The organism is Kitasatospora sp. NPDC096128 (assembly GCF_040303105.1).
Lineage (GTDB): Bacteria > Actinomycetota > Actinomycetes > Streptomycetales > Streptomycetaceae > Kitasatospora.
Map to the genome: position 1 here is coordinate 64,721 of NZ_JBEOSP010000005.1, position 12,447 is coordinate 77,167.

The following is a 12,447-nucleotide window of genomic DNA, read 5'->3' on the forward strand; positions in this document are numbered from 1 at the left end:
CGAAGCGAGGATCTTCCATGACCAAGGCCATCGCCTTCCCCCAGTACGGCGGCGCGGACGTGCTGCGCCCGATCGAGCTCGAACTGCCCGCCCCCGGGCCCGGCCAGGTGCGGGTCGCGGTCCGCGCCGTGGGCGTCAACCCGCTGGACCACAAGGTGCGCAGCGGCGAGCTGGACGGCTTCTTCCCCGTCACCTTCCCGGCCGTGCCCGGCTACGAGATCGCCGGGGTGGTGGAGGCGGTCGGCGCGGAGGTGACCGGCTTCGCCCCCGGTGACGAGGTGTTCGGCGCCCTGATGGGCGGCGGCTACGCCGAGCACGCGCTGCTCCACGCCGACCTGCTGACGGCCAAGCCGGCCACGCTGAGCTGGGAGGAGGCCGCGGCGATCCCGGTCGCCGCCGAGACCTCCGAGCGGGTCCTCGACCTGCTGGGCGTGCGGTCCGGCGAGACGCTGCTGGTGCACGGTGCGGCGGGCGCGGTCGGCACCCTGCTGCTCCAGTTCGCCCGGGCCCGCGGCATCACCGTGATCGGCACCGCGAGCGAGGCCAACCACGACTACCTGCGCGAACTCGGCGCCGTCCCGGTGACCTACGGCGAGGGCCTGGCCGACCGGGTGCGGGCGGTCGCGCCGGACGGGGTGGACCGGGTGCTGGACGCGGCGGGCAAGGGCGACGTGCTGCCGCTCTCCATCGAACTGACCGGCAGCGCCGAGCGGGTGGTGACGATCGCCGACATCGCGGGCTCGCAGCAGCACGGCGTGCGCTTCTCGGGCGGCGCCGAGGACGGCCGGTCGTACCACGGGCACGCCTTCGCGGCCGCCCTCGCCCTGCACGCGGCGGGCACCCTGCGGCTGCCGCTGCACCGGGTTCTCCCGCTGGCGGAGGCGGCGGAGGCGCAGCGGATCAGCGAGGCCGGGCACGTGCGGGGGAAGATCGTCCTCACCGTCTGAACGGTGGTCCCCGCCGGGCCCCGTCCGGACTCGCGTCGCGGAAGCCCGGCCCCGCAGCGCCGCGCTCGGTAGAGTCCCGCCATGGTGACTTCGAGTGCGGCGGGGCGGCTGGCCGGCCGTTCCTGCGTGGTGACCGGCGCGGCCAGCGGCATCGGCCGGGCCGTCGCGGAACGCTTCGTCCGGGAGGGTGCGTCGGTGGTCGCCACCGACCTCGACGCCGAGGGGCTGGGCCGGTTGGCCGGGCGGTTCCCGGCGGCCGTCAGCACGGTGGCCGGTGACGTGTCCGTCGACGCGGACGCCCGCCGGATGGTCGGGGCGGCCGTCGAACGGCACGGACGGATCGACGTGCTGGTGGCCAACGCCGGGGTGATCCCGCTGATGGACATCACCGAGGCGAGCGCCGAGGACTGGGACCGGGTGATGGCCGTGGACGGCCGCGGCATGTTCCTCACCTGCAAGTACGCGATCGAGGCGATGCTCGCCCAGGAGCGGCCCGGCGGCTCGATCGTCTGCCTGTCCTCCATCTCCGGCGAGGCCGGCCAGCGCGGCCAGGCGGTGTACGGGCCCGCGAAGTTCGTCGCCTCCGGGCTGACCAAGCACCTCGCCGTCGAATGGGCGGACCGCGGCATCCGGGTCAACGCCGTCGCCCCCGGCACCATCGGCACCGAGCGGGTCGCCCGGCTGCGGGACGAGCCCGGCGGGCCCGAGTACCTCGAGGCGATCGAGAAGCTCCATCCGATGGGCCGCCTCGGCGACCCGGCCGAGGTCGCCGCCGCCGTCCTCTTCCTCGCCTCCGACGAGGCCTCCTTCATCACCGGCGCCGTCCTGCCGGTCGACGGGGGCTACCTGGCGCAGTAGCGCGCGGGGAGGGCGTCCGCCCGGCGGGCAGGCGGGAGGAAGGCCCCGTCAGTCGGATGGTCGGTCAGTCGGCCGCGGGGTGTTCCGAGCCCGGTCGGATCTCCGCAACCGCCGTTCCGACGTCACGGAACCAGACGGGGCCGGGGCCGGGGCCGGGGCCGGGGCCGGGGCCGGGGCCGGGGATCCTCACCCGGTGGGCGTGAACCGCCCCGGCACCGGCTCCCCGGGCTCGCCCGAGAACACCACCTCGCCCCGGTGCAGCAGGTGCACCACGGCCGCCCCCGCGAGCGAACGCGGCAGCGACTGCGCGGCCAGCACCACCGTACGGCCCCCGGCCGCACCGGCCAGCAGCACGGCGTGCAGCCGCGCCGCCACCGCCGGAGCCAGCCCGCGCTCCGGCTCGTCGAGCAGCAGCAAGGCGGGCCGGGCCGCCAACGCCCGCCCCACCGCGACCAGTTGCTGCTGGCCACCGGACAGTGTGCCCGCCAGTCGGGACAGCAGTGCGGACAGCTCGGGGAACGCCGCCAGCACCTCCGCCCGCCCGGCACCGCCCAGCTCCAGGTGCTCGGCCACGGTGAGCGACCCGAACACCCCGCGCTCGGCCGGCACCAGCCCGAACCCCATCCGCACCCGCCGGTGCACGGACAGACCGGTGACGTCCCGCCCCCGCCAGCACACCCGCCCCCCGGACAGCGGCACCACCCCCGCCAGGGCGTGCAGCGCACTGGTGCGCCCCGAACCGTTGCGGCCCAGCAGGACGGTGACGGCGGCGGCGGGGAAGGCGAGGTCCACGCCGTGCAGCGCCTCCAACGGGCCGTACCGGACCCGGGCGGCGTGCAGGGCGGCGGCTACGGGCATGCGGCCACCTCCCGATCGGCCGAGCAGGCCTCGCTGAACGCACGTTCGGCGCTCACGGCCGACCGCCCCAGGCCTCGGCGACCCGGGCGTCCGCCAGCACCGCCGCCGTCGGACCGGCCGCCACCACCCGGCCCTGCGCCATCGCGTAGACGGAGTCGGCGAGTTCGGCCACCAACTCGGCATCGTGCTCCACCAGCAGCAGCGCCATCCCGCGCTCCGCGAGGCCGCGCAGGACGGCCACCAGGCGGCCCGTCTGGGCGGCGTCCAGCCCCGCCGCCGGCTCGTCCAGCAACAGCACCCGGGGCCCGCCGGCCAAGGCCCGGGCCAACTCCACCAACCGCAACACCCCGGTGGGCTGCACCCCCGCCGGCTCGTCCGCGAGACCCGACAGCCCGAACAGCCCCAGTGCCCGCTCCGTCCGCTCCAGCACCGTCCGGGCCGCCACCCTGCCCCGCCGCTGCTCCGCCCCCACCCGGACGTTGTCGGCCACCGAGAGGGTGGGGAAGACGGCGATCTGCTGGAACGTCCGCGCCAACCCGAGCCGCACCCGCCGGTGCGCGGCCAGCGCGGTCACATCCCGTCCACCCAGCAACACCCGCCCGGCATCCGGCCGGACCGTCCCCGCCAGACAGTCGAACAGGGTGCTCTTCCCCGCCCCGTTCGGCCCGATCAACGCCGTGATCCGCCCACCCGGAGCCACCAGATCCACCCCGCCCACCGCCTCGATCCCCCCATAGCGCCGCACCACCCCCCGCACGGTCAACCGCGCCCCCCTCACGACGCCCCACCGTGGGCCGCCGTCCTCGACGTCCGGGCGGTGCAGGGGGGTTGGCACGTCCGCGGTTCCTCGGGGCCGGCTGCGCCCCGTGCACCTGCGGCCCGGGGTGCGGGAATCCTGTCGACCCGCTTCCTTCCGGGTGGAGTTCCGGCTGCCGCTGCTCCGTTCCGGTTGCGGGTCCGCTCGGCGTTCACGGGCGGCGCTCCAGGTCGGCCCGCAGGCGTTGCCCGGTCGGGCTGAGGTGTCCGGGTGGCAGGGGTGGGACCGCCCGTGTGCGGCCCCGGCGACGGGTGGGGAGGGCGGCGAGGCCGCCGGGGAGGCGGCCGATGGCGGCGGCGAGGGCGCCGACCGCGACGGCCGAGACGCCGGTGACGGTGCCCGCGTCGAGGCCGATCAGCAGGGCCGCGGCGAGGACGGCGGCGAGGGCGCTGTCGGCGCCCGCGACGACCACGGCGGCGAACCAGAGCAGGCCGCGGACGGGGTCGAAGGAGGCCGCGTCGAAGGCGCGGCCCGCGAGGCCCATCAGGCCGCCGCCGAGTGCGGCGAGTGCGGCGCCGGCCACGAAGGCGAGGAGTTTGAGGCCCGGTACGTCGACGCCCGCCGCGACCGCCCCGGCCTCGTGGTCGCGCATGGCGGTGAGGGCGCGGCCGAGGCGGCCGCGGTGGAGGGCGCGGACGATGAGCAGGCCGAGGCCGAGGAGGAGGAGTTCGGCGAGGTAGAAGGCGCGGTCGCCGGTGAGGTAGGAGGGGCGGTCGAGGGTGAGCCCGGTGGTGGCGTAGGGCTGCTGGAAGACGAAGCGGCTCACGGCCGTGCCGACGGCGAAGGTGACGAGGGCGAGCGCGAGTCCGCGGCGGCGGATCGCGGGCCAGCCGGTGAGCAGGCCGAGCGGGGCGGTGGCGAGGACGGCGAGGAGCAGGGCGGGGGCGGCGGGCAGCGCGGGCAGGCCGGGGACGCGACCGCTCATCAGCAGGGCGGTGCCGAGCGCGCCGAGGCCCGCGTAGCCGGCTTGGCCGAGGGAGATCTGCCCGCCGTAGCCGGTGACGACGACGATGGACAGCAGCACCAGGGCGAGGGCGGGGACGAGCAGGGCGCTGCGCAGGTCGTTGCCCCGGAAGCCGAACGGCATCAGGAGCAGCACCAGGCAGACGGCTCCGGTCAGTCGGCTCCCGCCGGCGCCCCGGCCCGCCCGGCGGGGCGGGGCGGCGAGCGGCGCGGTGGTGCCCGGCCCCCCGGTGGTGCCGGGCCCGGCGAGCAGGGCCGCGGCGAGCAGCGCGATCACGAACAGGTTGGACTGCACGGCCTCGACCAGCGGAAGGAGCTGACCGGACGGGCGCAGCCGGGTGAGTTCGGACTGGGCGATGCCGAGGCCGAGTCCGGTGGCGACGGCGACGGGGATGCTGCGCAGCCGGGCGGCGACGGCGACGGCCATGGTCTCCATGACCAGCAGTGGCAGCCCGTACGGGTCGAGCAGCAGGTAGGGCGCGAGGGCGACGCCGACGAGTCCGGCCGTGAAGGTGCCGAAGGCCCAGCCGGTGGCGGAGACCCGGTCGGCGTCGACGCCGGTGAGGGCGGCGAGCCGGCGGTCGTCGACGACCGCGCGCAGGTGGAGGCCGAGGCGGGTCCAGCGGGTGGTGGCGGCGACGGCGAGGCCCAGGACGAGGATGGCGGCGAGTTGGGCGACGGTGTCGGGGCGCAGGGTGTGTCCGCCGGGCAGCCGGATCGGGGCGCCGCCGAACGGGCTGGGGGCGCCGGCCACCGGGGCCGGGCCCCACAGCAGGACGGCGACGCCGATGAGCAGCACGAACACGCCGAGTCCGGCGACCATGGTCTCGGCCGGTCCGGCGCCGCGCCGTTGCAGCGGGCGGTGGACGAGGACGTCGAGCAGCACGCCGAGCGCGGGGGCGACCACCAGCAGGCAGCAGGCGACGGCGGGCCAGACCGGCCAGTGCCGGACGACCACGAGGTCGCGCAGCAGGTAGGCGACGGCCATGGCCTGGGCGCCCTGGGCGATGTTGAGCACGCCGGTGGCGCGGTGGCAGACGACGAGTCCGATGCCGCTGAGGGCGGCGGCGCTGCCGACGGTGAGTCCGGCGAGGGCGAGGTCGAGGGTGAGGCCGAGCGAGTCGGGCGCGGTGAGCGGTACGGTCATCGGTTCAGCCGCTCGGCGGGGCGGCTTCGCCCGGACGGGTGGGCTCGCCGGGCTCGGTGGGCTCGGTGGGCTCGGTGTGCTCGCCGGGCTCGGTGGGAGCGCCGGGGGCGCCGGGGGCACTGGGCTCGCCGGGGGCGCCGGGGGCGCCCGGCGAGCAGAGCGGGCAGGGCGTCAGCCCCCGTTCCCCTACGGCGGCCGCGTCCACCGGTGCGGCCCGGGCCTTGCCGGTGACCAGCGGGCAGTCGGGCCGGTGGTAGCGGGTGCCCTCGGGGACGGCGAGCAGGCCCGGCCGGTCCGCCGGGGTCGGGTCCGGCGCAGGCCCCGGCTCGGTCCCGGGTTCCACCAGCAGGTCGTACAGCCGCTCGACCCGCCGGTCGGTCAGTTCGCCGCGCGCGGGCGGCGGTCGCAGCGCGACCAGCACGGCGCCGGCCACGATCAGGGCCGCGCCGGGGACGGTGGACGAGGCCAGATAGGGGACCTGCTGTTCGACGAAGCGCTCGCCGGAGACCCCGTACCAGCCGAGCACGCACAGCACGGCCCCGACCGCGACGAGCAGCCAGCCGGCCCAGTCGCGCCCGCCCCGGGCGGTCCGCAGCAGCCGGGCACCGCGCCGGACGGGGGAAACCCTCGGGGCGTTACGGGTGATTTCTCCGTCGGATTGCGATTCGTCCATGGATCCGCCTTCATGGTGTCACTTGAGACGTTTCCAGGATCGGCCTGGAACAGCATCCGGGGCACCGCACAGGGGGCACCGCGACCGGCCCGGGCGGCGCAGTCGAGAGGGAACACAGCATGCGCGTGACGCGAAGCGGCACCCACGGGGGCGGCAGCCCCCTCCTGCGGACGGCGGCCGGGCTGCTCGCCCTGCTGCTGGCGGGCACGGCGGCCGGGTGCAGCAGCAGCAAGTCCGGTTCCTCGGCCTCCTCGCCGGCCGGAACCCCGAGTGCCCCCGCCGCCGGCGCCAGTGCCACGGAAAGCGCGAGCGCGAGCGCCGGTGCCACCGCGAGCGCCACCGGCACCGCCCCCGCCGATCCGGCCGCCGCCACGGCGGAGATCACCGCCAACTGGGAGAAGTTCTTCGACCCGGCGACCCCGATCGCCGACAAGGCCAAGCTGCTCCAGGGCGGCGACGCGCTGCTCCCGGTGCTCCAGGGCTTCTCGCAGGACCCCCGGGTGGGCCAGGTGCAGGCGAAGGTGAACGGCGTCGCCTTCACCGACGCCGCCGACGCGACCGTGACCTACGCGCTCTCGCTCCAGAGCACCGTGGTCGAGCCGAGCGCGAGCGGCCAGGCCGTCCTCGACAACGGCACCTGGAAGGTCTCCCGCTCGACCCTGTGCGGGCTGCTCACCCAGGCCGGCGGTGCGAGCGGCACCCCGGTCCCCGGATGCAGCTGACCGCACCGCCGCCCGGCCGGGCCGCCGACGCACCCCCGCGCCGGCGGCCCGGCCGCGTGCGGATGCTGATCTCCGTCCTGGTCCTGCTGCTCCCGCTGCTCCCGCTGCTCGCCGGCTGCGGCACCCGGCTGCCGGACGGCGCCTTCGCCGCCCGTGCCACGCCCGCCCCGGGGGCGGGCTCCCCGGCCTCCGACACCGGGGTGTCCGCCACCGAGATCCGGATCGGCATCGTCACCTCCCTCACCAGCCCGGTCGGCAGCGAGGTGTTCAGCGGCCCCCGTTACGGCGCCCAGGCGTTCTTCCAGGCCCTCAACGACCGCGGCGGCCTGCACGGGCGCACCGTCCGGCTGGTGACCTGCGACGACGGCGGCAGCGGCATCGGCAACCAGGACTGCGTGCACCGGCTGATCGACCAGGCCCACGTCCTCGCCTTCGTCAGCGGCAGCGTGCTGGACTACGCGGGCGCGCCGTACGTGAGCGGCAAGGGGGTGCCGGACGTCGGCGGCCAGCCGATCGGGACGGCCTACGACCGCTGGCCGCACCTGTACGGGATCTACGGCAGCGCGGCCCCGCGCGACGGCCGGGCGGTCGGCTGGAACGGCACGCTCTACCAGAGCACCGAGGTGTTCCGTTTCTTCAAGCAGCGCCTGGGTGCCGGCAGCGCCGCCGTGGTCGCCTACAACCAGGCCGACTCGGCCCGCTACGCCGGACAGCTCAAGGCCGGGCTGGAGGCGGAGGGCTACCGCGTACTGCTCCAGACGGTGGACTTCGCGCTGCCGAACTTCCAGGCGGTGGCCGCGGCCGTGCGCGCCGACGGCTCCCAGCTGCTGTTCGACGCGATGGACTCGCGCGGCAACGCGGCGCTCTGCCGGGCCCTGGACGAGGCCGGGGTGGCGGTCGCGGCGAAGGTGACCACCGTGCAGAACTGGTCGGAGTCGGTGCGCACCGACTACGCCTCCTCGCCGAACTGCCGCAACGCGCTCTGGGCGACGTCGTCCAGCCTGAACTACGAGGACGAGCAGTACCCGGCCGTGCACGACTTCCGCGCCGCGATGGCCCGCTACTTCCCGGACCGCGCCGGGCAGCTGTCCGCCTGGGAGCTGGAGGGCTGGGCGGGCGCCCAGTGGCTCACCGACGCGCTGGACTCCTGCGGGGCCGCGCCGGCCCGGGCCTGCGTCGAGGCCTTCCTGGACCGCGCCGAGCCCTACGACGCGCACGGGCTGATCCTGCCCGCCTCCTTCGTGCCGCGGCCGCCGCCGAGCGGGCCGACCCGGGCCTGCCTGAACGTCGCCCGCTGGCAGGACTCCGCCGGGGGCGGGCCGGGCGGCTGGGTCACCCAGGTGCCGGCCATGACCACCGACTGCTTCGAGGTGCCGCAGCTGCCGTACCGGCCCTGACCGTTTGCCCACCCCCGGCGGTCAGGGGAGCCGCTCGACCACCACCATCGCCGCGTCGTCGTCCAGCCGGCGGCCGACGTGGGCCAGCAGGTCGCGGCGCAGGCGGCTCAGCAGAACGCCGGGGCGCTCGGACTGCCAGGCGGTGACCCGTTCGGTCAGCGGGTAGAAGCGGCGCTGGGCGTCCCGGGCCTCGATCACCCCGTCGGTGTAGATCAGCAGCCGGTCGCCGGGGTGGAACGGGAAGGTCTGCACCTCGTACGAGACCGGGGCGAGTTCGCCGAGGCCGAGCGGCGGTGCGGGGTTGCGGGTGGTGAGCGTGGTGACGCCGTCCGGGCGCAGCAGCAGCGGGGGAGGGTGGCCGCAGTCGATCAGGTGGACTCGCGTGCCGTCGTCGGGGATGTCGATCAGGACGGCGGTGATGAAGGACTCGCCGCCCTCGTCCGGATCCTCCTCGTCCGGGTCCGGGTCCGGGGCGGGGTGCTGGTGCTGGTGCTGGTGCCGGGAGCGTTCGGCCCGGCGGGCTTCGGCCAGCTGGGCGAGGTCCCAGCAGACGCTGCCGTCCAGGTACTCGGCCAGGCCCGGCAGGTCGGCGTGCAGGTGGGCGGCGGCGCGGAAGGCGCCGAGCAGCAGGGCCGCGTCGCCGAGCGAGGACAGCCCCTTGCCCCGGACGTCGCCGACCAGCAGCCGGGTGCCGTCGGTGGTCCGGGCGGCCGCGTACAGGTCGCCGCCGACCTGGGCCTCGGCCTCGGCGGCCAGGTAGAAGGAGGCCAGGTGGAGCGGCCCGATCCGGTCCGGCAACGGGCGCAGCAGCACCCGCTGGGCGGCCTCGGAGACCGAGCGCACCCGGGCCAGTTCGCGTTCGTGCCGGTCGCGCAGCACCCGCAGGCCGACGATCAGCGCCGAGACGACCACCTGGGCGCTCAGCTGGGTCTCGATGTTGGCGCTGGTCAGGCCGTCCCGGACGGAGCCGATGACGGTGAGCGCGGCGAGGGCCAGCAGGGCGACCCCGGCGGTGGCCCGGGGGCCGGCGATGGAGGCGGTGAGGGCCGGGGCGACGATCAGCAGCGGGCCGAGGTGGATCTCCGGCGGGGAGAGGATGTCGACGACGGTGATCACGACGATCAGTGCGAGCGGCAGCGCCGTCATCACTCGGCGGTCGGGCCGCCAGGAGCGGCGGCGGGCGCGGGGACGCGGGTCATCGGGACGCTGCCGGAGGGGCACCTCTCCTCTGTACACCGTGGGGGCGGTGGGGCGCACCCCGGGGCGGGGGCGGGCGTCGGCGCGGGGCGGGTGCGGGCGTCGGCGCGGGCGGGGTGCGGGGCCGAGGGTTCAGCCCTGGGGTCAGCCCTCTGTGCCGTAGCGGGCCAGGTACGCGGCGAAGCGGGCGACGTCCTCGTCCGACCAGTCGGTGAAGCGGGCGGTGAAGGACATCCGGCGCTGCTCGTTGGCGTCCCGCAGCAGGGTGAGTCCGGCCTCGGTGGCGCGCAGGATCTGGCCGCGCTGGTCGTCCGGGTCGGTCTCGCGGCGCAGCAGGCCGAGCTTCTCCAGGGCGGTGACCTGGCGGCTGACGGTGGATTTGTCGAGCATGAAGTGCGCGGCCACGTCGGCGGCCCGGCAGCCGCCGCGCTCGGTGATCAGGTCGAGGATGCTGTACGTGACCAGGGAGAGGTCGGGGTGCAGCTGGGAGGCCTTGTGCCGGGCACGGCGGGCGAAGGCGGTCAGCTCGCGCTGGATGATGTCGATGGACGACTCGCGGCCGGGCACGGCGTTCCTACCTCCTCAGGATTTGTTGCACTATACAACGGATTCACTCCGGGGTCGGGCGCGCCTCCGCCGCCGGCCCATCGGCCGCGGGGCCCGCCGCCCGGCCCCGCCCGGCCTGCCAGGCGCGGGCGGCCGCGATCCGGCGGGTCGCACTCGGGTGAGTGGCGAACAGTAGCTCAAGCAGCCGCGGCGGGTCGACATCCGAGACGTTCACCACCGCCAGTCTGCGCTGCATCGCCACGAACTGCTCGGCGTCCCCGGTCAGTTCGAGTGCGTGCCGGTCCGCCCTGGCCTCGATCCGGCGGCTCACCGCACACTGCGCCGGCCCCGACAGGGCGCCGAGCAGCGCCGCCAGCGCGGCCAGCAGCGGCAGCGCCCGGGGGTCGGCCGCGTCGTCCGCCCCGGCGGCCGCCAACAGCGGGGGCCAGTCCGCCAGCAGGCCCAGCACCGCCACCGCCACGGCGGCACCCACCGCGCCGAGCGCCGTGCCGAGCGGCACGTCCCGGTGTTTGACGTGCCCCAGCTCGTGCGCCACCACCAGCTCCACCTCGCGCGGCTCGGCGGCCGACAACAGGGTGTCGTACGCGACGATCCGGCGGGTCGCGCCGAACCCGGATACGTAGGCGTTCAGCGCGGTGGTGCGCCGGGAGGCGTCCGCCACCAGGACGTCCCGCACCCGTACGCCGTCCCGCTCGGCCAGCGCCAGCAGCGCCGTCCGCAGCTCGCCCGGCGGCATCGGGGCGAAGCGGTTGAACACCGGCTCGATCAGCAGCGGGTGGAGGAAGGACAGCGCGACCGTCAGCAGCGCCGCCGCCCCCGCCGCCGGGAGCCACCAGCGCCGCGGCGACCACGCGGTCAGCGCGAACAGGCCGAGCACCAGCGGCAGGACCAGCAGCAGCGCCAGCCCGAGCGAGCGCACGGCGTCCAGCGCCCAGCCCGCCCAGCCCTGGGTCACCAGGCCGAACCGGGCCCGGACGGCGCGTGCCCCCGCCCCGAAGGGCAACTGCAGCGCCTGGCCCAGCACCACCAGGGCGGCCGCGCCGGCCAGCACCCCGGCCGTGCGGGAGCCGCCGAACCAGCGGCCGGTGGCGGTCACCAGCGCGGCACCGGCCGGGGTCAGGCCCAGCACCAGGGTCAGCGCCAGGCCCGCCAGCCGGCCGCCGAGCGCCCACAGCAGCTGGGCGCGGCGCAGCGCGCGGCCGCGGGCGCGCTCGGCGGGGGTGAAGTCGGGGGCGGGGCCGGCGGAGGTGGGGTCATCGGGGGCGGGAGTGAGGTCGGGGGCGGGGCCGGGGGTGGGATCCGGCGCGGGCTCGTTCATCGGCAGGGAGGCTCCGGCGAGGGCGGGGTGAAGTGAGGCGGGTCCAGCATGGACCACCGCAGGCGGCCGGTGCCCGTGCCGGACCCGAGACGGGTGGGTGCCCGTGCCGGACCCGTCACCGGGGCGCGCCCGGAGCTCACCCCTCCGACTCCGCCGGACCGGTGGCGCCGTGGACACCGGCCCGCAGCAGCTGGTGGCCGAGGTCGACCAGGGCGCGGCCGACCGCGAACTCGTCGCCGACCGCCGGGGCCGGGGTGTCGCGCGGGTTGCGGCGGGCCATGGCGTCGCTGTGCAGGAGGGTGCCGTCGGCGTCCAGCACGGCGTGCACCCGGGTGGTGTCCCGGTCCTCGACCACATGCAGGCTGAGCTGCCAGTCCTTGGTCCGCTCGTCCGCCGGGGCCCGCTCGTCCGCCGCGACCGCACCGACCGCACCGACCGCACCGACCGCACCGACCGCCGTGCCGGCCGTCGACCGCCGCGGCGTGGCGGCCGTACCGTCCGGCCGGACGATCACCACCGGGCAGACCCCGTGCACCGCGCAGCGGGTGGACACCGAACCGAGCAGCGTCCGGGCGAAGGTGCCCCGGCCCCTGCTGCCGAGCACCAGCAGGTCCGCGTCCTCGGCCGCGTCCAGCAGCACCTCGGCGGCGTGCCCGAGCACCAGGCTCTCCCGGACCTCCGCCGGGCGCTGCGCCCCGACCACCTCGTTGACCTCGGCGGTCAGCGTGCGGTGGGCGGCCTGCTCGAAGCCCTCGTCCACCATCGGCGCGAACCACCCGTACAGCGAGGGGTACTCCCAGGCCGCCACCGCGTGCACGACGGCCCCGGTGAGGACCGCCTGGCCGACCGCCCAGCGCAACGCCGCCTTCGACGGCTCCGAACCGTCGATCCCGACCACGATCCGGCGCTCCCGGCCGGGGGCCGTCCGGTTGACGGCCGTCTCGTCACCGGCCGTCCGGTTGCCGGCCGTCTGGTTGCTGGCC

The 12,447-nt window shown here is 76.5% G+C and carries 12 protein-coding genes and 1 pseudogene; 4 read left to right on the forward strand and 9 right to left on the reverse strand.

Annotated features, from left to right (window positions below; translation table 11 throughout):
- Positions 1–17 precede the first annotated feature (17 nt).
- Both ABTY61_RS07815 and ABTY61_RS07820 read left to right on the forward strand, forming a co-directional pair.
- Positions 18–947, forward strand: a complete 930-nt coding sequence (locus ABTY61_RS07815) for an NADP-dependent oxidoreductase (RefSeq protein ID WP_350504050.1) — start codon at positions 18–20, stop codon at positions 945–947.
- Between the two features lie 81 nt (positions 948–1,028).
- Positions 1,029–1,805, forward strand: coding sequence for an SDR family NAD(P)-dependent oxidoreductase (locus ABTY61_RS07820; protein ID WP_350504051.1), 777 nt, complete (start codon positions 1,029–1,031; stop codon positions 1,803–1,805).
- Between the two features lie 186 nt (positions 1,806–1,991).
- Here ABTY61_RS07820 and ABTY61_RS07825 read toward each other — a convergent pair whose 3' ends face one another.
- The 4 genes from ABTY61_RS07825 to ABTY61_RS07840 all read right to left on the reverse strand — a co-directional run bounded on the left by ABTY61_RS07825 (position 1,992) and on the right by ABTY61_RS07840 (position 6,263).
- Positions 1,992–2,663, reverse strand: coding sequence for an ATP-binding cassette domain-containing protein (locus tag ABTY61_RS07825; RefSeq protein ID WP_350504052.1), 672 nt, complete (start codon positions 2,661–2,663; stop codon positions 1,992–1,994).
- Between the two features lie 52 nt (positions 2,664–2,715).
- On the reverse strand, positions 2,716–3,498 hold the full coding sequence (locus ABTY61_RS07830; protein WP_350504053.1) for an ABC transporter ATP-binding protein: 783 nt from the start codon (positions 3,496–3,498) through the stop codon (positions 2,716–2,718).
- 133 nt (positions 3,499–3,631) lie between these two features.
- Positions 3,632–5,590: an ABC transporter permease subunit gene (locus ABTY61_RS07835; protein WP_350504054.1), complete on the reverse strand. Its 1,959-nt coding sequence runs from the start codon at positions 5,588–5,590 to the stop codon at positions 3,632–3,634.
- A 4-nt stretch (positions 5,591–5,594) separates the two neighbouring features.
- Positions 5,595–6,263, reverse strand: a complete 669-nt coding sequence (locus tag ABTY61_RS07840) for a hypothetical protein (RefSeq protein WP_502895236.1) — start codon at positions 6,261–6,263, stop codon at positions 5,595–5,597.
- A gap of 119 nt (positions 6,264–6,382) precedes the next feature.
- Between ABTY61_RS07840 and ABTY61_RS07845 the strand changes: the two genes are divergently transcribed.
- Together ABTY61_RS07845 and ABTY61_RS07850 are read left to right on the forward strand one after the other, a co-directional pair.
- Positions 6,383–6,985 carry an MTB12 C-terminal domain-containing protein gene (locus ABTY61_RS07845; protein WP_350504055.1) on the forward strand — a complete coding sequence of 201 codons (603 nt, stop codon included), beginning with the start codon at positions 6,383–6,385 and terminating at the stop codon, positions 6,983–6,985.
- Positions 6,976–8,382, forward strand: a complete 1,407-nt coding sequence (locus ABTY61_RS07850) for an ABC transporter substrate-binding protein (protein WP_350504056.1) — start codon at positions 6,976–6,978, stop codon at positions 8,380–8,382. Before ABTY61_RS07845 ends, ABTY61_RS07850 begins: the two co-directional genes overlap by 10 nt.
- Before the next feature lie 21 nt (positions 8,383–8,403).
- Here the strand turns inward: ABTY61_RS07850 and ABTY61_RS07855 are convergent, their stop codons facing one another.
- The 5 genes and pseudogenes from ABTY61_RS07855 to ABTY61_RS41965 form a co-directional block, all read right to left on the reverse strand.
- Positions 8,404–9,528 carry a PP2C family protein-serine/threonine phosphatase gene (locus ABTY61_RS07855; RefSeq protein WP_350504057.1) on the reverse strand — a complete coding sequence of 375 codons (1,125 nt, stop codon included), beginning with the start codon at positions 9,526–9,528 and terminating at the stop codon, positions 8,404–8,406.
- Positions 9,529–9,723: 195 nt separating this feature from the next.
- Positions 9,724–10,146: a MarR family winged helix-turn-helix transcriptional regulator gene (locus ABTY61_RS07860; protein WP_350504058.1), complete on the reverse strand. Its 423-nt coding sequence runs from the start codon at positions 10,144–10,146 to the stop codon at positions 9,724–9,726.
- Between the two features lie 43 nt (positions 10,147–10,189).
- Positions 10,190–11,464 carry a M48 family metalloprotease gene (locus ABTY61_RS07865; RefSeq protein ID WP_350504059.1) on the reverse strand — a complete coding sequence of 425 codons (1,275 nt, stop codon included), beginning with the start codon at positions 11,462–11,464 and terminating at the stop codon, positions 10,190–10,192.
- A 136-nt stretch (positions 11,465–11,600) separates the two neighbouring features.
- Positions 11,601–11,981, reverse strand: a complete 381-nt coding sequence (locus ABTY61_RS41960; RefSeq protein ID WP_502895249.1) for a dsRBD fold-containing protein — start codon at positions 11,979–11,981, stop codon at positions 11,601–11,603.
- Positions 11,967–12,365: pseudogene (locus ABTY61_RS41965) on the reverse strand (universal stress protein); the annotation flags it as partial. The gene ABTY61_RS41960 and the pseudogene ABTY61_RS41965, both read right to left, overlap by 15 nt.
- Between the last annotated feature and the right edge of the window lie 82 nt (positions 12,366–12,447).

Coding starts and splice junctions, on each gene's coding strand:
- ABTY61_RS07815 (WP_350504050.1), top strand. CDS start 18: ATGACCAAGGCCATCGCCTTCCCCCAGTACGGCGGCGCGGACGTGCTG.
- ABTY61_RS07840 (WP_502895236.1), bottom strand. CDS start 6,263: ATGGACGAATCGCAATCCGACGGAGAAATCACCCGTAACGCCCCGAGG.
- ABTY61_RS07865 (WP_350504059.1), bottom strand. CDS start 11,464: ATGAACGAGCCCGCGCCGGATCCCACCCCCGGCCCCGCCCCCGACCTC.
- ABTY61_RS07835 (WP_350504054.1), bottom strand. CDS start 5,590: ATGACCGTACCGCTCACCGCGCCCGACTCGCTCGGCCTCACCCTCGAC.
- ABTY61_RS07845 (WP_350504055.1), top strand. CDS start 6,383: ATGCGCGTGACGCGAAGCGGCACCCACGGGGGCGGCAGCCCCCTCCTG.
- ABTY61_RS07820 (WP_350504051.1), top strand. CDS start 1,029: ATGGTGACTTCGAGTGCGGCGGGGCGGCTGGCCGGCCGTTCCTGCGTG.
- ABTY61_RS07850 (WP_350504056.1), top strand. CDS start 6,976: ATGCAGCTGACCGCACCGCCGCCCGGCCGGGCCGCCGACGCACCCCCG.
- ABTY61_RS07825 (WP_350504052.1), bottom strand. CDS start 2,663: ATGCCCGTAGCCGCCGCCCTGCACGCCGCCCGGGTCCGGTACGGCCCG.
- ABTY61_RS07855 (WP_350504057.1), bottom strand. CDS start 9,528: ATGACGGCGCTGCCGCTCGCACTGATCGTCGTGATCACCGTCGTCGAC.